Origin of the sequence: Bacillus sp. JH7 (assembly GCF_001563515.1) — a bacterium.
GTDB classification, from domain to species: Bacteria; Bacillota; Bacilli; order Bacillales; family Bacillaceae_G; genus Bacillus_A; species Bacillus_A cereus.
In genome coordinates this window covers 3,049,418-3,070,784 of sequence record NZ_LPUS01000001.1, presented here as the reverse complement: position 1 = coordinate 3,070,784, position 21,367 = coordinate 3,049,418, and the positions used below count along the sequence as shown (strand labels likewise).

Sequence of the window (21,367 nt, the reverse complement as noted above, 5' to 3'; positions counted from 1 at the left end):
TCTCTTTGTTTAAGATAGATTCTGCAAGAACCTATTTTTCTATCTTTTTAGCAGCGTCATTCGTAGTGGCGCTCTTAATTCCACTTCCACCATTTATACTTGATATCATTATCGTTTTTCTACTAAGTATGTCAGTACTTATTTATATGCGAGCGACAAGTATTAACGAGTGGGATGAATTAAAGTCATTTCCAACGATGTTGTTATTAATCGGGATTTTCCGCGTATCGATTAACGTTTCGACGACGCGAGCGATTTTGACAGACGGAAATGCAGGTCATGTTATTGAAGAGTTCGGCCAGTTCGTAATTGGCGGAAACTTATTAATTGGTATCGTTATTTTTACAGTATTAATCATATTTCAGTTTATCGTTGCAAACGGTGCGTCTCGTACAGCTGAAGTAGCAGCTCGTTTTACACTTGATTCTTTACCAGGGAAACAAATGTCTATCGATGCTGATTTAAACCAGCGTATTATTTCAGAAAAAGATGCACAAGCAAAACGAAAAAAATTAAATATGGAAACAGAGTTTTACGGGGCGATGGATGGTGCCGGAAAGTTCATTAAAGGGGACGTTATTTTCGGGATTGTCATTTTATTCGTAAACATTATTTTCGGTTTAATTGTCGGAATGATGCAGCAAGGGATGAGCTTTGCAGATGCGGCTCTTCATTATACACAGTTAACTGTCGGTGACGGAATCGTAAACCAAATTGGATCGCTTATGCTTGCGATTTCAACTGGTATTATCGTAACTCGTGTATTTGACGGTTCACCGGATACAGTAACAGAAGGTATCTTTAAAGAGTTATTAGCGCATGAAGTCGTTGTATATGCGCTCGGTGGTTTATTTATCGCAATGGGTATTTTTACTCCGCTACCGTTTCTACCATTCGCACTCGTTGGCGGAACAATTATCTTCTTGGGCATTCGTAATAAAAATCGAATAAAGAAAGAAAAAGAAGACGAGCTTCAAAAAGAAATAGAAATGATCCAAGGCGAAGATGAGCAACTGCAACAAGTAGAAGATTCATTTGGAGTATTTACGGATAAATATCCAATTATAGTAGAACTCGGTTTAGATTTAGCAGCACTTGTAAAGCAGAAAATTAACGGGGAAACAGCTCGTGATAAAGTTGTTCTTATGAGGAAGTCAATTATTACTGACCTCGGTATTAACGTTCCTGGAATTAACTTTAAAGATAATACGAGCTTTAGACCACGCGGACGTTACATTATTCGAATTAAAGGTGCGAAGGCGGCTGAAGGTGTTTTAAAATCAGGTTATTTATTAGCACTGAAAACACCGAATGTAATGGCTGATTTAGATGCAGAGCCAGCGAAAGATCCAATTTTCGGTGAAGATGGATATTGGATTTTAGAGCATATGGTGCAAGATGCACAAATGAAAGGCTATCAAGTATTAGAGCCACTTAGCATATTAATTACACATTTAGATGTTGTCGTTAGACGTAATCTTCATGAATTAATTCAGCGCCAACATGTAAAAGACTTAATTAACTCGCTTGAAAATGATAATGGCGTTCTATTAGAAGAGATTAAGAAAAAAGAAATTGATTTATCACTTGTTCAAAATGTTATTAAACAACTTCTAAAAGAAGGTATTTCTATTCGTGATTTACCAACAATTATTGAAGGTATTATTGACGGCAAAGAAATTTATCAAAACCACGTGGATGGTGTAACATCATTTGTTCGTGAATGTATTTCAAAAGTTATTTGTGAAAATGCGAAAAATCCGGACGGAAAAATATATGCAGCGCTCTTCTCTGATTCAATCGAGTTAGATGCGGATGTTGTGAATAATTCATATCAAGGTTACTTATTAAACTGGGATTTAGATTTAGAAACACGTGTCGTTGAGCAAGTGCAGCGCGTCTTTAAGCAAGCACGTTTAATGGGAAGAGAACCAGTGTTATTAACACGTAGAAAAGATTTTAGATTTGCGATTGTAAGACTGCTAGAACGTTATCAAGTGGAAGCACAAGTACTTTGTATTAGTGAATTAGCACCAGAAATTGTTGTGGATCAAATTGCCTATATTGAATAGTAGGGGGTGAAGTAATGGAAAGTACAGAAAAGAAAGAAGCGTTAATGCGAATAAAAGCAGCTTCGAAAAATGAATTGTATCGAAAGTTATTTGACCAATATGGTACAGATTATTATTACGTTGTCGATGAAAGTGTAAAACGAAATATACCGTTTTTTTGGAAAAAGGATTATGAAATGTTAGTTGCATTTCCAGAAGAAAAACAGGAAGAAGTGAATGAAGGTACAGCTCAATTTCATGAACAATTAATGGATGTTGTGAATGATCCTTCAGAACAAATTGTGAAGGCGAATGGAATTCAATCAGTACTGCACAATTTAGAAAACGTAACGACTTCTATGTCATACGCGGCGATGCAAACAGGAAATAGTGAAGAATGGGCAAGAAAAAAAGAGAAACTATTAAAGCTGTTTGAAAAAGGAATCGTCGTTGTGAAACCGATGAAAGAAACGGAAGTAACGAAAAAGAAAAAAGTTGTGAAACAAGTCGTTCCAGTAAAGAAAGAAGAAGTAGCTCCAAAGAAAGAAAATCAAGAATCTGTACCGTTTATTATTCAAAAAGTAATTCGGATGCTAGAACAAAACGATGTGGAACAATATTTCATTCATGCATATGCTGAAAAGTTAAAAATAAAGTTTGAAAATGCAACGATGATTACGGAAGAAGAAGTTATCAGGTACATATTGGAAGATATGAAATCTCATTTTAATACGGAAAACGTCTTTGAAAAAGAAGTACAAACAATTGCATTAATAGGTCCAACTGGCGTTGGTAAAACGACGACACTTGCGAAAATGGCATGGCAATTTCACGGTAAGAAAAAAACAGTTGGTTTTATAACGACCGATCATTCGCGCATAGGGACAGTGCAGCAATTGCAAGATAACGTAAAGACAATTGGATCTGAAGTAATTGCTGTGCGTGATGAAGCTGCAATGACAAGAGCGCTTACGTATTTTAAAGAAGAAGCACGCGTCGATTATATTTTAATTGATACAGCAGGGAAAAATTATCGTACGTCAGAAACAGTGGAAGAAATGATTGAAACGATGGGACAAGTAGAACCAGATTATATTTGTTTAACGTTATCAGCTTCAATGAAAAGTAAAGATATGATTGAAATTATTACAAACTTTAAAGATATTCATATAGATGGTATTGTGTTTACGAAATTTGATGAAACAGCAAGTAGTGGCGAATTGTTGAAAATTCCAGCAGTATCATCAGCTCCTATTGTATTAATGACAGATGGCCAAGACATAAAGAAAAATATACATATCGCTACAGCTGAACATTTAGCAAAACAAATGTTACAAACATCGTAGAAAAGAGGTGAAGAATAAGGCGCTTGCCTTATTCAAACGAATATGAACGGTCTTTATATAGGTTCTATGGGCATGATGAATTACATGCAGCGCATTAATGTTCATTCGAATAACGTTGCAAATGCTCAAACGACAGGATTTAAAGCAGAAAATATGACGTCTAAAGTATTTGATGTACAAGACACATATCGCCGCGGAGATGGGGCGGTAACAAATATCGGTTCGGTTGATTACGCTGTAGTACCAGCTGCAACGCATGTGAATTTAGTACAAGGAAATATACAAATGACAAATAGCGCTACAGATTTCTTTTTAGATGACGGCGCGGCCGGCACAACATCATTTTTTGTTACTTCTAAAAATGATGAAACGTTTTTAACGAGAGATGGTAGTTTCACATTAAATAGTGATCGATATTTACAAACATCTTCAGGTGCTTTCGTAATGGGAGAGAATAATGAGCGTATTCGTATTCCAGAAGGAGCAAAGGTTGCTGTACAAGCAGATGGTACATTATATGATGAGGTAACACAAAATAATATTGCTCGTTTGCAAACAAAAACAGTAGATGCCGAAACGAATGCTCGTCTTGTGCAAAGAGAGAACAAAAGCTTTACACTAGCAGAAGGAAACATTGCTAATTTACCGAACGGAACAGGAATAGTAAAAAATCATATGCTAGAAAATTCAAATGTAGATATGACGAAAGAGATGGCAGATCTTATGACAGATCAAAAGATGATTCAAGCATCACAGCGCGTTATGACGTCATTTGATAAAATTTATGAAAAAGAAGCGAATGAAATATTGAGATAGTGGACTCCTAATAAAGGAGTCTTTTATTAATTTTAAATTTCAGAATTATCAATTGACTTCACGGAGTTTCTTTTTTATATTAGTAGGTATAACTATAACTACTAAAGAGGTGAGAGTATGACAACGGCATTATATTTAGAAGATGCATACAAAACGAGTTGCGAAACAGAAGTGATAAGAGTAGAGGGGAATAAAGTATTTGTAAAAGAAACAGTTTTTTATCCAACTGGTGGAGGACAGGAATGTGATACGGGTGTCATTGTACAAGATGGGTCTGTATTTGAAGTTGAAAAAGTAAAGAAGGAGCAAGGAGAAATAGTTCACTATATAAAAGATGAAGCTCAAGTAAAGTTAGGTCCAGTTAAATTAGAGATAAATTGGGAAAGACGTCATAATTTAATGCGTCATCACTCTTTACTGCATCTTATCGGAGCTGTTGTTTATGAAAAGTATGGAGCTCTATGCACCGGAAATCAAATTTATCCTGATAAAGCACGTATCGACTTTAATGAGTTACAAGAGTTATCGAGCGTGGAAGTAGAAGAAATTGTTGAGGAAGTGAATAAACTTATTAAGCAAAATAAAGAAATTTCCACTCGTTATATGAGCCGCGAAGAAGCAGAAAATGCTGTAGGAATGATTAAAACAGCAATAAATCTCCTGCCAACTACTATCCAAGAAATCCGCATTGTTACAATTGAAAATTTAGACGAACAAGCTTGTGGAGGCACACATGTGAAAAATACGAGTGAAATAGGAACACTTGTTATTGATAAAGTAAAAAGTAAAGGGAAGCAAAATCGTCGTTTTGAAGTAAGAGCGATTTAGAGTGTGAGGGGTTACCGATGGATGAAATTATAAAGGAATTACAAAAGTTAGGATTTTCCCAATATGAATGTAAAGCGTATATTGGATTGTTAAAACATTCCCCAGTAACAGGCTATGAAGTAAGTAAACAAACAGGAGTACCTCGTTCTATGATTTACGAGGTACTCGGTAAGTTAATGGATAAAGGAGCGGTGCATATTGTACCTTCTGAACCAGTTAAATATGTACCAGTACCAGCTACCGAATTAATGAATCGAATGCGAAAAGACTTTGAAAAGTCCTTTGAATTTTTAGATGAGAAATTAAATTGTTTAGAACAAGAGCGACAAATAGATGTAATTTCGCATATTCGTTCAAATGATCGTGTTTTGAAAGAAATATGCAATATAATTAGTAGAGCTAAGGAAGAGTTATGGGTTTCTGTATGGGAAGAACAAGTGCATGAAATTGAACCATACATTCATCAAAAGGAAGAGGAAGGCGTACATATATTTTCAATCTTATTTGGAGCTCCAGAAACAAAAATAGGAGCGACGTTTCATCATAATTATATGACGCCCCACGTTGTTGAAAAGAGAATGGGTGGTCATTTAACTGTTATTGCTCGTGATGGAGAGGAAGTATTAATTGCGAACTTCTCAAATGATAGCACTTCATGGGCCGTTACAACGTATGACCCAGCGCTAGTTCTCGTTGCTACAGAGTATGTGCGGCACGATATTATGGTTGAAGAAATCACAAAGGAATTTGGAGCTGATAAGTTAGATACGTTATGGCGTGAAAATATAGATTTAGTTCATGTCGTAACAGGAAAACGAACTTTAGAAGGAATGGAGGATGATAGAGATGAGTAAAGCTCAGGCACATGTAGCTTTGCAGAGTGACGATACATTTCAGCAAGGAGTAAAAGATTGTTTACCAACTGTATTTGGTTACTTGAGTATCGGTATAGCAGCTGGTGTAATTGCAAAAACAGCTGGTTTCTCCATCATTGAAATTGCGTTTATGTCCACTTTAATTTATGCAGGTTCTGCCCAATTTATATTAGCTGGTATGTATGCAGCCGGTGCTCCTGCTTCCGCAATTATTTTTACTGTATTTTTTGTTAACTTGCGCCACCTTCTTATGAGTGCTGCACTTGCACCATACTTTATGAAACTGCCTCTATTTAAAAACTTACTAATCGGTTCTCAAATTACAGATGAAACGTTCGGTGTTGCAGTGCAGCATGCAGCGCAAAAAGGATATTTAGGCGAAAGATGGATGATTGGGCTAAATGTAACGGCTTATTTAAACTGGATTCTTGCTACTATTATCGGCGGGCTATTTGGTGAGTGGATACCAGATCCACATACATACGGGATGGATTATGCATTACCAGCAATGTTTATCGGATTATTTGTACTTCAGCTCATAAGTAGTAAACCGAAACTAGCAATTCATTTAAGTGTTGCAATTGTAGCGATTATTATCGCATACGTTTCACACCTATTTATGCCAGATAGTATAGCGGTTATTATCGCAACCTTACTAGCTGCGACGATTGGAGTGTTGATTGAAAAATGGAAATGAGATTAGATGTATTATTACTTTTACTAGCAGCAGGAGCTGTTACAATCGTGCCACGTATTTTACCTCTACTCGTATTTAGCAAACTACAAATTCCTGACTGGGGTTTAAAATGGTTAAATTACATACCAATTGCGATATTAGCAGCGCTTTTAGCACAAGTTTTATTTATGCATGAAACGATGCAGTGGGATTATCTTATTGCAGCAATTCCAACATTTCTTGTAGCGATATATACTCGTAGTTTATTAGGTACAGTATTAACGGGAGTGATTGTGATTATTTTGTTACGTTTTCTTTTCTAAAAAGGATTACACTCATATCATAGCGAAAAGTGTAATAACATAAAAAATATAGGGGTGGTGTTATGATACTTTTAACGATAGGAGCAATTTTGTTAACGTTATTTATTTTCTTTATTATCGGCTTTATTACGTTTATGATGTTTGTTGATAAGGCGACACCTCAAATATATTATACACCTTGTGAATCAGTGACAGTGAAAACTAAAGGTAAACATAGAAGGAAGAAAAGTTGAACGTTAGCTTTTCTTCCTTCTTCTATTACATCCCGGAAAGAACTAACAACAATAATCCAAATAAAAAACTAGTCAAGGAAAGAAAACCGATACATATGGAGAATACACGATTATTTCCCCATTCACGCCAGAAAGTTATAAAACCTAAAATACAAAGGAAAAACCAAATGGGTAGGAATAGGAACTCACTAATTTTCTCGGGAAGTAACGAATAAAAAGTTATTACATATAAGATCCAATTAGTAAAAAATAAAAGGCAAACGATAATAGATTGTAAGTAGGGGCGGTTGAAAAATCCTCCTTTTTTTACGGTTATAAAAATGATAGTTAGCGCTGAGATAAAGGCAATGAGTATGAAAACAAGTAAGAGTAATGTCAGCGTCATTTTGAGTCTCCTGTATAAGATTGTTTTTATCACGTATGGGCAGTAAGACCCACACCTTAAAACTCAACGTAAGAAAAGAGATTAGGTGGGGGATGAACCCCCCCACTGATTGAAGTTTCACTTTACAAGAAATGAATCTATTAAATTGTATGCTTGTTTTGTAGAGTGCCCGTTATATTTTTCAGTGTACGGATTTAGAAATCCATGTTCACCGTGTAGTTGTTTTATTTCTAATAAAGGATTCTTTTGTTGCTGCAATGTGTGAATTAAAGAGGATACTGAAAAACTAGCCTCTTTTTCAGGGAATATAAGTAATGTAGAGCATGTAGGCTTTATGTGAACATAGTCGCGTATACGAGAACCGTAACATCCGATAATAAAATCTATTTTCGGATTGTTACTACATAGCCATGAGATGGTAGCTCCAACACTAAAGCCGATAAGTCCAATATGTGTATAACTACTAGAAAGATGGGAAATGAATTCTTCAATTTGCTTTTTTCCATCATCAAATCCAATATGATTTACAAAATGTTCATATGCTTTTTCTTCATCACGATAATGAAATGCGTGTTGTGATTGTAGAAGATTAGGACAGAATACATCTATATGAGATGAAGTAAAGTGCTGGGTAACGTGATGCATATGGTCGTTCACACCATATATTTCATGAACAATAACGAGAGCTAATTTTTCCTTCATAGTTATAAATTACCTCTATGAAACTTAAATTCTTTCTCAACAAGGCAAATACGCAGATGGAAGTTTTCATACCATTGCTCACGACCTCTTTTTTTCGCTTCTTTATGTAAGGTGTTCTTCTTCCAATTTTCAATCGCATCAAGTGATTCCCAATAAGAAATTGTTATTCCGAGTCCAGAATTACCTCGTGCACTTTCTACACCTAAAAATCCAGATTGTTGCTTTGCAAGTTTCTCCATTTCTTCGGCAACGGTATTATAGTCAGTTGTATTATTTGATAAATTAGAAGTGAATATAACTGCATAATAAGGCTTGTTTTTTTCTAAATTAGATGCCATTATTTTTCCCCCTTAATGTATAGTACAAATAATTAATCCATAGTTTGTATTTTAGCAGGTCACAAAAAGAAAAGAAGTAGAAAATTCTTATTTTTTTAGCTCATGTAAAATAAAGGATTGAAGAACTTTATAATAAGTAATCTGAAAGAAGAAAAATGCCACTTCAAAAGAGAAGTGGCATTTCTTATATTTCCTCTAAGCTATTAACTGGAACAGTTAATTCGCGTCCTGGGTTTTTTACTTCATATATGCGGGCGGTTTCATTGCTTTCATCGACGTGTTGAATCATAACAGGCATGCCTTGAAAATTGACATTGGCTTGTTCTGCTGACATAGAAAGCTCTATTGCACGTTGTATATTCATTTATATTCCTCCCATCATTATTATCTTTGCTAAAAAAGAGGAATAATATACCATTTAGAGACATTCTTAAAGTTTTTGTATTATTTGTAATATTTCTTTAATAAATGAAGTGAAGATGGAATCAGGATAGCTATCTATTGCTTGAACGGCTTCTTTTGCCTCTTTTAAGGCAGATTTTTTATCTTGAAGTTCTATATAGCAAAGGGCACGATAAGACCCAGCTGTTAATACCCACGATTGATCAAGTGGATGACTCATATAATCTGGTATGGTAGCGTGTTTTAATATTGCCAAAGCTTCCTTATAACGTTTTAAGCCATACAAAGATTTTCCTTTTTCAAGATAATATAATCCATCGTCTTGAAAGATTGGTTCATCTTTTAGTTTTTCTCGAAATTGTTCTAGATGTTTTAATGCGATTGTATATTCATTAGTAATTGTGTTGTAATAGTATGCTTTTAAAATATCAATAATTGCGATGGATAGAATATCTTCTGTAAAAATGGCAAATTGCTCAGATTTTTTTATGTAATATAAATATTGTTCTTTATCAGCTGTAATGACTTTTTGGTAAGATAAAATCCGGTAAAATTCATCTGTTTTATAATACACTTGATGCTTTTTTGAAAATGCAAGTGCATCTAAAATGACTTTTTCACATTTTTCATAATTGCCGTATGCGAGTAAAATAATGGCTTCTTTTAAGTATAGTTGTATATGTGTAATCAGATCCATTTCTAAATTCTTTGCTTTATATTCATCACGAATTGTAGCAATCATCTGTAAACATTCTTTATATTTTTTACGTTTGAAGAGCATATAGTAAAACAGTAGTTTCGTTTCAGTGCTTTCTCGATATAAAGTATATTTTTCAAATATAGAAACAGCAGTTTCAACGTAATATTCAATATGATAATCGTTCATAATAACTGCTCCTGTTAGGAACTGTTTATATAAGCGAGCTGTATTTAAAGTAGAAGGTAGCTCTGTTTGAACGATAGGTAGTAAAGTCTTGTATACTTCATCGCATTTATTTGCTTTTATTAATGGCTCCATTTTTTGAATGAGTTCTACAATTTCTCCTTCATCTTCTTCTAATAAAAAGCTCATTTTACATTCAAGTTTTTCAGCAATATATTGTAATGTTTTCATAGAAGGTGTAGCTTTTCCATTTTCAATTTGACTAAGCATACTTTTTGTCAGTTCCGAACCTACCAGCTCTGTTTGTGTAAGCTTTTTTTCTTTTCTTAATGTTTTAATTTTTTCGCCGAGAGTTGCCATATTATTGCTCCTTTATATTTAAAAAGTTAAATTATATTTAACTTTATGTTGTGGAAATCGGAAAATTGATTATATAATAAGTTTAACACAATTTAACTTTTAAGGGGAGAGAGTCAAAAATGGGAGATATAAGTATAGGACAACATGATTCAAGAATGAAGATTGCAACGAGAAACATCATTTTAATGATGATTGGAAAAATGACGTCTTTATTAGGCGCAAGTATTTATACGTTCGCAATGGGGTTATACGTATTAAAGACTACTGGTTCAGGGATGGGGTTTGCAACTACGCTCGTTTGCGGATCACTTCCAAGGATGATCTGTGGTCCAATTGCTGGTGCTGTAGCAGATCGCGTCAATCGAAAATGGCTTGTCATTGGTACTGATTTATTAAGTAGTTTAACGATGCTTAGTATGTTTATTCTTGCTACTATATTTGGACCATCACTTCTTTTTATTTATATTTCAGCAGCATTATTATCAATTTGTGCAAGTTTTTATTCCGTTGCATTAACTTCGTCTATTCCGAGTTTAGTAGATGAAGGACGTATTCAAAAAGCGAGTGCTTTAAATCAAACGGCGGCTTCTTTATCAAATATTTTAGGGCCGATTATTGGCGGAGTTGTATTTGGTTTCTTTTCAATTCAGTCGTTCTTTTTGTTGAATAGCATTACATTCTTTTTAGCAGTTATTTTGCAATTATTTATTGTATTTGATTTATATAAAAAAGAAGTGGCTGAGAGTAAAGAGCATTTCTTGACGAGTATAAAAGAAGGTTTTTCATATATAAAACGAAAACATGAAATATATGGTTTAATGAAAATAGCATTGTGGGTAAACTTTTTTGCGTGTGGTCTAACCGTTGCACTTCCATACATTATCGTACATACATTACATTTATCTTCAAAGCAACTTGGTATTGTAGAGGGAATGTTAGCAGTCGGGATGTTAATTGGTGCGATTGCTTTATCGGTGCGTAAAGAAGTGAATAATCCGTTTCGTTCAATTTATACTGGACTGTTTTTGTTTGCAGGTTTAAGTTTATGTACAGTCTTTCCGTTGTTAGTTATCATTCCAAAAGTAGCAAGTTTTATTTACTATATTGCTTTTATGATGTTAACTGGTATAGCAATTATGATTGTAAACATTCCAATGCAAGTACATATGCAAAAAACGACAGATCCGAGCTACCTAGGGCGTGTGTTTGGCCTACTTGAAACAATTGCGACTGCAATCGCACCACTTGGTATGATTGTATATGGACTACTATTAGATATGTTGCCAACTAGCATTGTTATGATGACAATAGGTGGAGGTTTATTGTTAGTTGTATTAGTTGGAGTAAAGCAACATATGGCGAAAAAACAACTAGATGTGTCCGCTTGAAAATAAGAAAATAATAAAAATTTGACTTATCATTATAAAAATGACTAAATTAGTATTTTAGTTTTTGAAACTCTTTTTCATGTATGTTAAAGTAAAGTGAGCTTGCAAAGAAAAGGAGACAACAGCATGAAAAAATTAAGTTTTGTTATGCTTTTTCTATTAGTCGTAATGGCTGGATGTAGCAATTATGACACATATATTGAAACAGGTATGCAATCATTGAAAGATGAAAAATATAGTGATGCAACAATGTGGTTTGAAAAAGCAGAAAAAGAGAAATCCGGGAATGAAGCGAAATCATATAAAGAAATGGCCGAGAAAATGGATCACGGAGCAACAGCATTAAAAGACGGTAAGTATTTAGAAGCGAAAGACATTGCAAATGAAGTGTTACAAATGAAAAAAGACGATGCACTTGAAAAAGCTGTAACATCAAATGCAGAGAATATGCTTCAAAAAGCAAAAGATGTGGAAGAGAAAGTAAATGAAAGAGTGGCAAAGCGTAGAAAGGTAGAAGAAGAAGGAATCGATAAAATTATTAAAGCTGTCGATAGTATAGATGAAGTGAAAGAAAAAGAGAAGAAAGTATCAGAAGCATTAGATAAGGCTGAAGAGGCGCAAGCGAAAATTGAGGCAAAGAAAAATAAATAGATTTATAGTTTAAAAGGCTGTCGTGCATAACGACAGCCTTTTAATTTTTTGTTGCAAATGAAGTGATGCTCTGTAATAAAAAAGAAATGATTTTAGAATTCCATCTGTCCTCATGATGAATCGTATAAATATTACGCTGAAATTCAAATTCAGGGATTGGTATATAGCATATCTCATTTCGTTGTATTTCTTGTTCGATAGCAAGTTTAGAAATCAAGGCAATTCCATTACCATATTTTAAAATTTGTTTCATCGTTTCTAATGAATCTAATTCAATTTCTGATTGGAATGTAATGTTGTGCGCTAACGTCCATTGTGTAAGTAAATCTCTCGTTGTAGATGGGTTACGATGCAATAGTATGCGTTCCTTTTCTATATTTTGTAACGATACATTGTCTTTTTTTGAAAAATGATGTTCTTTGGAAAAGGCAAGAACAAGTGTATCGGGCATTATATTCGTTTGTTTTAAAAGTGGTTCATCAAATGGAGCAGCGGAAATTATCCCAAGATCGATTTCGTGATTTTGTAGCATCATTCGAATTTCAGGGGCTGTTTTCACTAGTAGCGTTATTTTTATATTGGGAAATTCACATTGAAATTGATGAACGACTGCTGGCAAAAGATAAGTCGCTGGTACATAACTAGCGCCAATTGTTATAGCACCTTTATGAAAATCTTTAAACTCTTGCGTGACACGTCTAGCTTCTTTCATAAGTGCATCTATTTTACAAGCATAATGGTGCAAAGCCTCACCAGCCTCTGTTAAGAAATACCTTCCAGAACGTAATTCGAATAAAGACACACCGAGTTCTTCTTCTAAGCTTTTTATATGAAAAGTAATAGTTGGTTGTTTAACGCCAAGTTTTTCTGCAACGATTGTAAGCTTTTGGTATTTCTTAATAAGTACTACAATTTCTAATTTTAAGAGATTCATTATGAATTGCCGCCTTTTTTATTTTAACTATAGAAAAAATCTATAGAAATAAATAGTTTATTAGAAGTTTTTTAATTTAATCTTTACAGTGCATTAACATTCAGTATAAATCTTCCATATAGAATGAAAGCAGGTTAAGAATGAGGGGAGAGAGGTGAGACGATGGATATTAAAATTAATGGATTAGAAAAAACATTTGGAAAAACACAAGCGTTAAAGCCGTTGCAGATTGTAATGAAAAAAGGGGAATTCACTACACTTTTAGGACCTTCGGGATGTGGGAAAACGACTTTACTTAGAATGATAGCAGGACTTGAAGAACCGGATAAGGGAGAAATATATTTTGGAGACCAGTGCATGTATTCTGCTACAAAAAAGATAAAGACATCTCCTCATGAACGGAATATCGGTATGGTATTTCAAGATTTTGCTTTATGGCCGCACATGACTGTTTTTGAAAATGTTGCATTTGGTTTAAGAGCTACAAAGCAAACGAATCATTTACGAGAAAAAGTAGAGGATGCGATAAAGCGAGTTCGCCTGCAAGGTATGGAGAAAAGGTATCCACACGAACTTTCTGGTGGACAGCAACAACGTGTCGCATTCGCTAGAGCAATTGTAACAAAACCTCATTTTATTTTGTTTGATGAACCGCTAAGTGCACTCGATGCAATTTTGCGAGAAGAAATGAGAATAGAGCTTATGGATATCGTTCATTCCATTGGTTTAACTGCACTGTATGTCACTCACGATCAAACAGAAGCAATGTCAATGTCAGACCAAATTATTGTCATGAAACAAGGAGAAGTATTACAAAAAGGAACACCGGAAGATATTTATGTGAAACCGTCTCATGAATTTGTTGCCAAATTTGTTGGTAAGGCGAATTGGCTTGTAGAGGGTGAAAAAATGATTCGTCCAGAGCATGTGAGTTGGACAAAAAATGATGTGTGCGAAATGTATACAGGTGAAATTCAGCACGTTACATACGTAGGAGAGCGTTATGAAGTGAAAGTAAATATGGGGACTTTAGGCATCTGGACAGCCTATCACAATAGTAAGCTAAGCATCGGGAAACCAGTATCGTTATATGTACCCAAAAAATGTATTCATCATATAGGGGGAGAATCGTATGAAGAAATTCAGTTCGCTTAAGTCTTTATTTGTATGTACTTTACTATTTTCTACTGTAGTAACAGGTTGTAGTTCAAAGACAGGTAATGCAGATGCAAAAAGTAAAAATATGAATGAAAAGAAAATTGTTGTATATAGTGCAGGGCCAAAAGGGTTAGCAGAAAAAATTCAAAAAGACTTTGAAAAGAAAACTGGTATAAAGGTGGAAATGTTTCAAGGGACAACTGGTAAAATTTTAGCGAGAATGGAAGCTGAAAAGAAAAATCCAGTCGTTGACGTTGTCGTACTCGCTTCCTTACCAGCGATGGAAGGATTAAAGAAAGAGGGTCAAACGTTAGCTTATAAAGAGGCGAAACAAGCTGATAAGCTGCGTTCTGAATGGTCAGATGATAAAGGCCATTATTTCGGGTATAGTGCTTCAGCATTAGGGATTGTATACAATACAAAAAATGTGAAGACGGCGCCTGAAGATTGGAGCGATATAACGAAAGGAGAATGGAAAGGGAAAGTGAATCTTCCAGATCCAGCACTTTCAGGTTCAGCTTTAGACTTTGTAACAGGATACGTGAAAAAGAATGGACAAGATGGATGGAATTTATTTGAGCAGCTTAAGAAAAATGAAGTTACATTAGCAGGAGCAAACCAGGAAGCGTTAGACCCAGTTGTAACAGGTGCGAAAGATATGGTCATTGCGGGTGTTGATTATATGACGTATAGCGCAAAAGCAAAGGGTGAACCTGTTGATATCGTATATCCAAAAAGCGGAACAGTTATTAGCCCACGTGCAGCGGGGATTATGAAGGATAGTAAAAATGTTGAAGGTGCAAAAGAGTTTATTGATTATTTATTATCCGATGATGTACAAAAACAAGTTTCTAAAGCGTATTTATTGCCTGGTAGAACAGATATAAAAGCTGAAAATAGACCAAATGTAGAAGAGATTCCAGTATTAAATATTGATTGGAAAACAGTTGAGAAAGAGCAAGATGAAATAGGGAAACAATTTAAGAAAGTATTTCAATAAGATGGTGATTCCATGGTAAATCGATTCGTATCAGTAAGACAAGTTGGAATGACGATAGCGTTATTACTTGTCGCGATGTTAATCGTCATTCCACTTTTTCTTATTTTATTTTCTAGTGTATATGAAAATAGCAGTTGGAATTTTTTAAAGCCTTTTGAAGTGATGCAGAGTGGTGGATTAGCGGGGATTTTTCTAAATTCGATGCTTCTAGGTGTACTCGTTGTAATAGGTGCTACAATATTTGCATTTCCATTGGCATTTATTATGAGCAAAACAGATGTAGGAAAGTATAGTAAGTTAGATATTGTTTTTATGATTCCATTTATGACACCGCCGTATATTGGATCGATGGGCTGGATTTTGTTCATGCAACCTAACGGCTATTTTGAACAATTTTTCCCGATGCTAAAGACAGTTTCATCATTGTTTTTTAGTTTAGGAGGTATGGTCTTAATTATGAGTCTGCATTTATTCCCATTCCTTTATTTCATGCTGAAAAACACGTTACTTCAGATTGGGAGTAGTAAAGAAGAAGCTGCAGCAGTTCATGGCGGAAGTTTTTTCTATCGCTTAAGAAAAATAATATTGCCGTTATTAGTATCAAGTTATGTAATGGGTGCTTTACTCATTTTCGTAAAGACGATTGCTGAATTTGGAACACCGGCTACATTCGGACGTAGAATAGGATTCCACGTGTTAACATCAGAAATTCATAAATTTATTTCGAGTTGGCCAATTGATTTCAGTAGTGCAACAGCATTATCTTCTTTATTACTTAGTGCTTGTATGCTCATTTGGTATATGCAAAATGTATTGAATCGAAAGTATTCATATGCAATGGTTAGTGGAAAAGGTGTGAAATCTAAAAGATATACTTTGTCTATATTTACGCGCGTTGTAGCATGGATGTATGTAATTGGTTTATTAATCGTATCAATTGGAATTCCATACTTTTCTATACTTATTGCTTCTTTTTCAAAATTAAGAGGCGGCGGTTTACATGTAAATAACTTTACAACAAGCCATTATGAGGCATTGTTTACAATGGGATCTCCGGGATTAGAGGCTTTATGGAATAGTTTTCTTTTTTCACTCGTAACAGCGATTATTGCGGTAATTATTGGAGTCTTTTTGGCACTTATGATTCGAAAAGGGAAAAAAAACTCTGAAAAATGGCTTGATATGTGCGGTATGTTACCGAATATGGTACCAGGAATCGTTATGGTTGTAGGTCTTATTCTATTTTGGAATTCACCATATATGCCTATGTCAATTTATAATACACCAATTATGGTTATCATAACGTATGTTATTCTGTTTTTACCTTACACGGTGCAATATGTAAAATCATCACTCGGACAAATTGATGATTCTCTTGTACAGGCAGGAAGTATTTTTTCGGGAAATTATATTTATATTTTTAGAAAAATAATATTGCCTCTTATTATCCCAGGCATTCTTGCCGGATGGGCGATGACATTTACAATTTCAATAAGAGAGTTAGTAGCATCACTTCTCGTATTACCTCCATCAGTAGAAACGTCAGCAACGTTTATTTTTGCTCAATTTGAACAGGGTGAAGTATCTATAGGAATGGCGATGGCCGTTGTTTCTGTTGGACTTACAACAATGTGCTTATTACTGCTGCAACATATGGAGCAAACACGAAAAGGGGTAGCATGATGAGAATGGAAGTATGGGGAGGAGCAGGGGAGTACGGTCGCTCCTGCTATTTTGTAAAAAATAAAGAGACGAAAATAGTATTTGATTGTGGTATTAATCGATCATATGAGAATAGTTATCCAAAAATAGAGGGAGAAGTTGTTCCATTTTTAGATGCGGTATTTTTATCACATATTCATGAAGATCATACGATGGGTTTACCTTTATTGGCGAAGTATGGATATAAGAAAAAAATTTGGACGACTCGTTATACGAAGGAGCAACTGCCGTTATATTATGAAAAATGGAGAAACTATAATGTGATGCAAGGGTGGAAGTTACCTTATAGGGACCAACATATAAAAGATTTAAATTATGTATGTATTGATGAGATTAGTAATCCAAATGAATGGATACAAATTACTCCTACATTGCGGTTTCAGTGGGGGTATAGTGGGCATGTATTAGGAGCTGTTTGGTTTTTAGTTGATATGTGTAATACATACGTATTTTATTCAGGCGACTATTCAGCAGAGTCTAATATACTACGAGCTAATTTACCTGAGAAATTGGGCCACAATATAAAAGTTGCAATTGTAGATGCCGCTTATCACACAGATGATGTTTCGCAAAATGAAAGATTAGACGATCTATGTGCAGAAATTGAACGAGTTATGCAAAATGAAGGAATAGCATTATTACCGCTGCCACAACTTGGTAGGGCGCAAGATATAGTATTGTATTTATATGAACGATATAAAGAATTTCCGCTTATAGTAGATAAAGAAATTTTGGCTGGATTTGAAGAGATGTTCATATATAAAGGTTGGATAAAAAATAATGAAGAACTTAAATGGATTATGGAGAGTTTAAAAAGAAACATAATAGTGATGGATAATGACATTAGTATGCAAAATAGTTACGGAATAGTTGTAATGAGTGATGCGAATATGCAAACGAAACGAGCACAGTTATACTATGAACAACTTCGGAATGAAAAACGGAATGCCGTTATTTTTACTGGGCATATTGCGAAAGGGAGTTTTGCAGAAAAAGTTATGAAAGAACATGTAAGGAGTACATGTAGGGTGAAGAGAGTTCCGTATAAAGTTCACCAAAGTATAAGAGACGTTAAAGAGATGCTAAATACATTATTACCAGAACATACGGTGTTAGTGCACGCTTTGAAAGAGGATACGGATCGATTACAACAAAAGCTAAGTACAGCAGGGTATGAAAATGTATATTCACTTGCAATGGAACGTATAGAAGTCATTTGAAATGTAAAGGGGATAGGTATATGAAAAAAGTATTTGTATTCGTAAGCATTTTCTTTTGTTGTTTCCTTTATAACGTTAAGGAAGGGTTTGCAGCTAGTCCAATGAAACCTAGTTTTGAAGTAAAGTTATTATTGAAGCCAGAACAAGTATTAGGTGATAACAAAGAGATGAAGCAAGAGGTGCTAGAACATTTCCAGGCTGGTACAAAATATGAAAGAATACAAGTGCAATTTTTAGATACTGCGAATAAAAGTTTAAGCGAGGAAGGTTGGTTTGCTAGAATTCGAAAGAAAGAATTTAGTAAAGATTTTGAATTAACATATAAAAAAAGATATCCTATTCCAAATGGTGTAATTCAAGATGCACTAGAAGTAGCTAAAAAAGAAGGGTTCGATAGTAATACGGATAGTTATGAGGCGGAAATAGATTGGGGATTTGAGAAGAAAACATTAAGCATTTCAAATAAGAAAAGTTACAGCGCTAAAGGATATGGGATACTTGATTTACCAAATGAACAAGCTGCTCAAAACATGTTAGTAGAAAAATTACCAGGGAAAATGAACAAATGGTTGTATACAAATTGGGGAGAGGAAATGTTAAAGAATTCCCGTATTTACGGTCCTGTATTAATGAAACGATATACAGGAGAGTTTGAAAACATAAAAGCAAATATTGAAATTTGGCCATTAAGTAATACCGGAAAATTAGAAGATGACTTCGTAATAGAAGTGTCATTTAAAACAAATGAAGAAAGTATTGCGACAAAACAAAGGGAATTATTAATGGCGAGTTTAGAGAAAAAAGGCTGGTTGTTACCGAAAGATAGTTTGAAGACAGAGCTTATTTTTCAGTAAATGAGAAAAAAAGGAATCCATATTTCTTGGATTCCTTTTTCTAATATATGAGTATTAAGCTAAGTCAGCTGACACGAACATATCACTATTTTGAAGGTTTTTAGAGCGTAAACTATAAGCAACTACCTTCTTTTTATATTGTTTTACAACATCAACATGCTCCTCGTGACTATAAATATAAAATGTAAAATTCTTTTTGCCACGTTTTGCATTGATAATTAAAGGCGTACCCTCATTGTGTGGTGGTGCATAATAGCGATCTAAAAATAAACCTTCGTTAAAATCATGAATAATTTTTGATTTCTGTTCGCCTTCTACGTTATTTCCGTGAATTGTAATAGTCACATTCTCTTCTTCAAGTTTTGGATGTGTTTCGTACTTGCTAATAATGGATTCAATAACAGTGTTAGGAAGGCTAGAAACGATAATTTTAAATGCTCCAAATACAACTAACATTACAATAAACCAAGTCGTCATAGTATATCATCCCCTTTATTCTATTTAATAATATAACTCATATGGTAATAGTACATATGGTGAAGTTTTGTATAATTTGTGAAAAATATGCCATTTTCACGAATGAAATGTTAGAAAAATCAATTTTGTTACAAAAAGTTGAAATCGAAGTATTTTAAAAGAAAAAGGTTTATAATAAAAATATAACTAATAACCACATTACTAATTATAAGGAAGTGTAACTATGAGTACTGTAGCAATCGTATATGGTATTATTCTTTCCACAATTATTGTTTTGTTTTTCGTTGGGGTTTCACGTTATATTCATAAATGGAAAGAAGGCGTTGCGAAATTAAATCACATTGAAGAAGAACTTAGTGATTTAATGTTACATCATGGTAAGTAAACATTTATTTTTTAACTAAACAATGTGAAGAATATCACAAAACGTGCTTTCCTAATGAAGGCATGTTTTTTTGTTGTTTAAGAAAAGAAGTGTTTTTGTATAAATAATCTAATTATTACTTAAAAAGGGAAATTTATTTAGTATAATATATAATATGTTTATTTTAGGGGGAGTATCATGAGGGGATTAAAAGTTGTTGGAATTATAGCTGGAATTACTATAGTAGGCTGTATAGCTTTCTTTTCAGTGAAGGAATATGTCAATTCCAAAGAAGACTCTAATTATGTGCTAAATTACATAAAAGAACATAAGGATGATAAAACAACTTCTTTAATTGTTAAAAGAAATGGTGAAACATTGACATCAATAAATGAAAAAGAAAAATTACCGCTAGCAAGTATGTCGAAAATCGTTATAGCAATTGAATATGCTAAGCAAGTAGCTGAAGGGAAAATAAGAAAAGGCGAGAAAATTTCATTGAAAGAATTAGAAAAATACTATGTGAAAAATACTGATGGTGGTGCACACCCTGCATGGCTAGATGATGTAAAAGATAAAGAGTTAGTGAAGGGTGGTCAAACTTCTTTAGAAGAAGTAGTGAAAGGAATGATCCATTATAGTTCGAATGCGAATGCATCATATTTATTGGACAAGCTTGGAGCAGCGCGGATAAATGAAAGTTTGAAAGAGTTAGGCTTAAATAGTCACGATGAATTTTATCCAACGTATACAGGGGCATTATATATGAGGGGCTATGTTGAAAAAGAACTGCATATTCCTCAAAATAAAGCATTGGACAAGCTACGTAATATGTCTAATGATGAATATGTTAAGCATGTATGGCAAATACATGAATGGATGAAAGACGAGAAAGAATGGACAAAACGCGAGATATCGTTAAAAGCCGATATGGATTTTCAGCGTATTTGGTCAGATCGGTTTATAGGTGCAAATGCGAAGGATTACATGAGTTTATTGGAAAAGATAAATAGCAGAAATTATTTTACACCACAAATGCAAGGTGAGGTTGAGAATATATTTAAAGGAACCGTAGGAGAGGGTATATTCGAATTTGCTGGACAGAAAGGTGGTTCTACGGCATTTGTATTAACAAATAGTTTCTATGGTACTGATAAAAAAGGGAATAAGATTGAGATTGTCTTTATGATGAACAATTTGAGTGAAAAAGCATTTGAAAAACTTTTAAGTAATATGGATTACTTTATTCGAGATATTGTCATAAGTGAGGAATTCAGAAATAAATTATAATGAAATAATTTTATTATGTAAACAAAGGGGCACTTATGAAAAGTGCTCTTTTGTAATACAGGATTTTCCAATATTATTATTGAATATAGAT

The 21,367-nt window shown here is 34.1% G+C and carries 25 protein-coding genes; 18 read left to right on the top strand and 7 right to left on the bottom strand.

Going from position 1 to position 21,367, the window contains the following annotated elements; all coding sequences use genetic code 11:
- Positions 1-5: 5 nt before the first annotated feature.
- The 8 genes from flhA to AU379_RS15310 all read left to right on the top strand — a co-directional run bounded on the left by flhA (position 6) and on the right by AU379_RS15310 (position 7,148).
- Positions 6-2,072, top strand: a complete 2,067-nt coding sequence (gene flhA, locus AU379_RS15345) for a flagellar biosynthesis protein FlhA (RefSeq protein WP_000472534.1) — start codon at positions 6-8, stop codon at positions 2,070-2,072.
- A 14-nt stretch (positions 2,073-2,086) separates the two neighbouring features.
- Positions 2,087-3,397: a flagellar biosynthesis protein FlhF gene (gene flhF, locus AU379_RS15340; RefSeq protein ID WP_000446169.1), complete on the top strand. Its 1,311-nt coding sequence runs from the start codon at positions 2,087-2,089 to the stop codon at positions 3,395-3,397.
- 42 nt (positions 3,398-3,439) lie between these two features.
- Positions 3,440-4,213, top strand: coding sequence for a flagellar basal-body rod protein FlgG (locus tag AU379_RS15335; RefSeq protein WP_001013934.1), 774 nt, complete (start codon positions 3,440-3,442; stop codon positions 4,211-4,213).
- Positions 4,214-4,330: 117 nt separating this feature from the next.
- A complete protein-coding gene (locus AU379_RS15330; protein WP_000205398.1) occupies positions 4,331-5,041 on the top strand; it encodes an alanyl-tRNA editing protein in 711 nt (236 codons plus the stop codon).
- Between the two features lie 17 nt (positions 5,042-5,058).
- Positions 5,059-5,895 (top strand): helix-turn-helix domain-containing protein, encoded by an 837-nt coding sequence (locus tag AU379_RS15325; protein WP_000343362.1) that lies wholly within the window; start codon positions 5,059-5,061, stop codon positions 5,893-5,895.
- Positions 5,888-6,613, top strand: coding sequence for an AzlC family ABC transporter permease (locus AU379_RS15320; protein WP_000030474.1), 726 nt, complete (start codon positions 5,888-5,890; stop codon positions 6,611-6,613). The genes AU379_RS15325 and AU379_RS15320 overlap by 8 nt, the downstream gene beginning before the upstream one ends.
- Positions 6,604-6,915, top strand: a complete 312-nt coding sequence (locus AU379_RS15315) for an AzlD domain-containing protein (RefSeq protein ID WP_000425938.1) — start codon at positions 6,604-6,606, stop codon at positions 6,913-6,915. Before AU379_RS15320 ends, AU379_RS15315 begins: the two co-directional genes overlap by 10 nt.
- 62 nt (positions 6,916-6,977) lie before the next feature.
- The gene (locus AU379_RS15310; protein ID WP_000602236.1) at positions 6,978-7,148 is read left to right on the top strand and encodes a DUF3951 domain-containing protein; all 171 of its coding nucleotides are present in this window, start codon (positions 6,978-6,980) and stop codon (positions 7,146-7,148) included.
- 25 nt (positions 7,149-7,173) lie between these two features.
- Here AU379_RS15310 and AU379_RS15305 read toward each other — a convergent pair whose 3' ends face one another.
- The 5 genes from AU379_RS15305 to AU379_RS15285 all read right to left on the bottom strand — a co-directional run bounded on the left by AU379_RS15305 (position 7,174) and on the right by AU379_RS15285 (position 10,218).
- Positions 7,174-7,533, bottom strand: coding sequence for a hypothetical protein (locus tag AU379_RS15305; RefSeq protein WP_044584281.1), 360 nt, complete (start codon positions 7,531-7,533; stop codon positions 7,174-7,176).
- 117 nt (positions 7,534-7,650) lie between these two features.
- The gene (locus AU379_RS15300; protein ID WP_044584282.1) at positions 7,651-8,235 is read right to left on the bottom strand and encodes a dienelactone hydrolase family protein; all 585 of its coding nucleotides are present in this window, start codon (positions 8,233-8,235) and stop codon (positions 7,651-7,653) included.
- Between the two features lie 2 nt (positions 8,236-8,237).
- The gene (locus AU379_RS15295) at positions 8,238-8,573 is read right to left on the bottom strand and encodes an antibiotic biosynthesis monooxygenase (RefSeq protein WP_000157880.1); all 336 of its coding nucleotides are present in this window, start codon (positions 8,571-8,573) and stop codon (positions 8,238-8,240) included.
- Positions 8,574-8,757: 184 nt separating this feature from the next.
- Complete coding sequence (locus AU379_RS15290) at positions 8,758-8,937, bottom strand: H-type small acid-soluble spore protein (protein ID WP_001025731.1); 180 nt, start codon at positions 8,935-8,937, stop codon at positions 8,758-8,760.
- A gap of 66 nt (positions 8,938-9,003) precedes the next feature.
- Positions 9,004-10,218 carry a helix-turn-helix transcriptional regulator gene (locus AU379_RS15285; protein ID WP_061139462.1) on the bottom strand — a complete coding sequence of 405 codons (1,215 nt, stop codon included), beginning with the start codon at positions 10,216-10,218 and terminating at the stop codon, positions 9,004-9,006.
- 119 nt (positions 10,219-10,337) lie between these two features.
- Here AU379_RS15285 and AU379_RS15280 point away from each other — a divergent pair, with 119 nt between their 5' ends.
- Positions 10,338-11,606 carry an MFS transporter gene (locus AU379_RS15280; protein ID WP_030024887.1) on the top strand — a complete coding sequence of 423 codons (1,269 nt, stop codon included), beginning with the start codon at positions 10,338-10,340 and terminating at the stop codon, positions 11,604-11,606.
- A 126-nt stretch (positions 11,607-11,732) separates the two neighbouring features.
- On the top strand, positions 11,733-12,257 hold the full coding sequence (locus tag AU379_RS15275; RefSeq protein ID WP_000736428.1) for a DUF4398 domain-containing protein: 525 nt from the start codon (positions 11,733-11,735) through the stop codon (positions 12,255-12,257).
- Between the two features lie 40 nt (positions 12,258-12,297).
- On the opposite strand, the gene AU379_RS15270 is transcribed toward AU379_RS15275, so the two are convergent.
- On the bottom strand, positions 12,298-13,191 hold the full coding sequence (locus tag AU379_RS15270; RefSeq protein ID WP_001050632.1) for a LysR family transcriptional regulator: 894 nt from the start codon (positions 13,189-13,191) through the stop codon (positions 12,298-12,300).
- Positions 13,192-13,353: 162 nt separating this feature from the next.
- Here AU379_RS15270 and AU379_RS15265 point away from each other — a divergent pair, with 162 nt between their 5' ends.
- The 5 genes from AU379_RS15265 to AU379_RS15245 are packed head-to-tail and all read left to right on the top strand — an operon-like array spanning position 13,354 to position 19,145.
- Positions 13,354-14,346 (top strand): ABC transporter ATP-binding protein, encoded by a 993-nt coding sequence (locus AU379_RS15265; RefSeq protein WP_000351796.1) that lies wholly within the window; start codon positions 13,354-13,356, stop codon positions 14,344-14,346.
- Positions 14,324-15,349, top strand: a complete 1,026-nt coding sequence (locus AU379_RS15260) for an ABC transporter substrate-binding protein (RefSeq protein ID WP_061139461.1) — start codon at positions 14,324-14,326, stop codon at positions 15,347-15,349. Before AU379_RS15265 ends, AU379_RS15260 begins: the two co-directional genes overlap by 23 nt.
- Positions 15,350-15,361: 12 nt before the next feature.
- Complete coding sequence (locus tag AU379_RS15255) at positions 15,362-17,032, top strand: iron ABC transporter permease (protein ID WP_061139460.1); 1,671 nt, start codon at positions 15,362-15,364, stop codon at positions 17,030-17,032.
- Positions 17,029-18,291, top strand: coding sequence for an MBL fold metallo-hydrolase (locus AU379_RS15250; protein ID WP_033685690.1), 1,263 nt, complete (start codon positions 17,029-17,031; stop codon positions 18,289-18,291). Before AU379_RS15255 ends, AU379_RS15250 begins: the two co-directional genes overlap by 4 nt.
- 20 nt (positions 18,292-18,311) lie before the next feature.
- Complete coding sequence (locus AU379_RS15245; protein WP_044584287.1) at positions 18,312-19,145, top strand: hypothetical protein; 834 nt, start codon at positions 18,312-18,314, stop codon at positions 19,143-19,145.
- A gap of 54 nt (positions 19,146-19,199) precedes the next feature.
- Here AU379_RS15245 and AU379_RS15240 read toward each other — a convergent pair whose 3' ends face one another.
- Positions 19,200-19,622: a YfmQ family protein gene (locus tag AU379_RS15240; RefSeq protein WP_000214592.1), complete on the bottom strand. Its 423-nt coding sequence runs from the start codon at positions 19,620-19,622 to the stop codon at positions 19,200-19,202.
- Between the two features lie 41 nt (positions 19,623-19,663).
- Here AU379_RS15240 and AU379_RS29255 point away from each other — a divergent pair, with 41 nt between their 5' ends.
- The 3 genes from AU379_RS29255 to AU379_RS15230 all read left to right on the top strand — a co-directional run bounded on the left by AU379_RS29255 (position 19,664) and on the right by AU379_RS15230 (position 21,276).
- On the top strand, positions 19,664-19,780 hold the full coding sequence (locus AU379_RS29255) for a hypothetical protein (protein WP_001987133.1): 117 nt from the start codon (positions 19,664-19,666) through the stop codon (positions 19,778-19,780).
- Positions 19,781-19,845: 65 nt separating this feature from the next.
- Positions 19,846-20,007, top strand: coding sequence for a hypothetical protein (locus tag AU379_RS15235; protein ID WP_000108701.1), 162 nt, complete (start codon positions 19,846-19,848; stop codon positions 20,005-20,007).
- Between the two features lie 177 nt (positions 20,008-20,184).
- Positions 20,185-21,276, top strand: coding sequence for a serine hydrolase (locus AU379_RS15230; RefSeq protein ID WP_061139459.1), 1,092 nt, complete (start codon positions 20,185-20,187; stop codon positions 21,274-21,276).
- The last annotated feature ends 91 nt before the right edge of the window (positions 21,277-21,367 follow it).

Coding starts and splice junctions, on each gene's coding strand:
- flhF (WP_000446169.1), top strand. CDS start 2,087: ATGGAAAGTACAGAAAAGAAAGAAGCGTTAATGCGAATAAAAGCAGCT.
- AU379_RS15335 (WP_001013934.1), top strand. CDS start 3,440: ATGAACGGTCTTTATATAGGTTCTATGGGCATGATGAATTACATGCAG.
- AU379_RS15330 (WP_000205398.1), top strand. CDS start 4,331: ATGACAACGGCATTATATTTAGAAGATGCATACAAAACGAGTTGCGAA.
- AU379_RS15325 (WP_000343362.1), top strand. CDS start 5,059: ATGGATGAAATTATAAAGGAATTACAAAAGTTAGGATTTTCCCAATAT.
- AU379_RS15320 (WP_000030474.1), top strand. CDS start 5,888: ATGAGTAAAGCTCAGGCACATGTAGCTTTGCAGAGTGACGATACATTT.
- AU379_RS15315 (WP_000425938.1), top strand. CDS start 6,604: ATGGAAATGAGATTAGATGTATTATTACTTTTACTAGCAGCAGGAGCT.
- AU379_RS15310 (WP_000602236.1), top strand. CDS start 6,978: ATGATACTTTTAACGATAGGAGCAATTTTGTTAACGTTATTTATTTTC.
- AU379_RS15305 (WP_044584281.1), bottom strand. CDS start 7,533: ATGACGCTGACATTACTCTTACTTGTTTTCATACTCATTGCCTTTATC.
- AU379_RS15300 (WP_044584282.1), bottom strand. CDS start 8,235: ATGAAGGAAAAATTAGCTCTCGTTATTGTTCATGAAATATATGGTGTG.
- AU379_RS15295 (WP_000157880.1), bottom strand. CDS start 8,573: ATGGCATCTAATTTAGAAAAAAACAAGCCTTATTATGCAGTTATATTC.
- AU379_RS15290 (WP_001025731.1), bottom strand. CDS start 8,937: ATGAATATACAACGTGCAATAGAGCTTTCTATGTCAGCAGAACAAGCC.
- AU379_RS15285 (WP_061139462.1), bottom strand. CDS start 10,218: ATGGCAACTCTCGGCGAAAAAATTAAAACATTAAGAAAAGAAAAAAAG.
- AU379_RS15280 (WP_030024887.1), top strand. CDS start 10,338: ATGGGAGATATAAGTATAGGACAACATGATTCAAGAATGAAGATTGCA.
- AU379_RS15275 (WP_000736428.1), top strand. CDS start 11,733: ATGAAAAAATTAAGTTTTGTTATGCTTTTTCTATTAGTCGTAATGGCT.
- AU379_RS15270 (WP_001050632.1), bottom strand. CDS start 13,191: ATGAATCTCTTAAAATTAGAAATTGTAGTACTTATTAAGAAATACCAA.
- AU379_RS15265 (WP_000351796.1), top strand. CDS start 13,354: ATGGATATTAAAATTAATGGATTAGAAAAAACATTTGGAAAAACACAA.
- AU379_RS15260 (WP_061139461.1), top strand. CDS start 14,324: ATGAAGAAATTCAGTTCGCTTAAGTCTTTATTTGTATGTACTTTACTA.
- AU379_RS15255 (WP_061139460.1), top strand. CDS start 15,362: ATGGTAAATCGATTCGTATCAGTAAGACAAGTTGGAATGACGATAGCG.
- AU379_RS15250 (WP_033685690.1), top strand. CDS start 17,029: ATGATGAGAATGGAAGTATGGGGAGGAGCAGGGGAGTACGGTCGCTCC.
- AU379_RS15245 (WP_044584287.1), top strand. CDS start 18,312: ATGAAAAAAGTATTTGTATTCGTAAGCATTTTCTTTTGTTGTTTCCTT.
- AU379_RS15240 (WP_000214592.1), bottom strand. CDS start 19,622: ATGACGACTTGGTTTATTGTAATGTTAGTTGTATTTGGAGCATTTAAA.
- AU379_RS29255 (WP_001987133.1), top strand. CDS start 19,664: ATGGTAATAGTACATATGGTGAAGTTTTGTATAATTTGTGAAAAATAT.
- AU379_RS15235 (WP_000108701.1), top strand. CDS start 19,846: ATGAGTACTGTAGCAATCGTATATGGTATTATTCTTTCCACAATTATT.
- AU379_RS15230 (WP_061139459.1), top strand. CDS start 20,185: ATGAGGGGATTAAAAGTTGTTGGAATTATAGCTGGAATTACTATAGTA.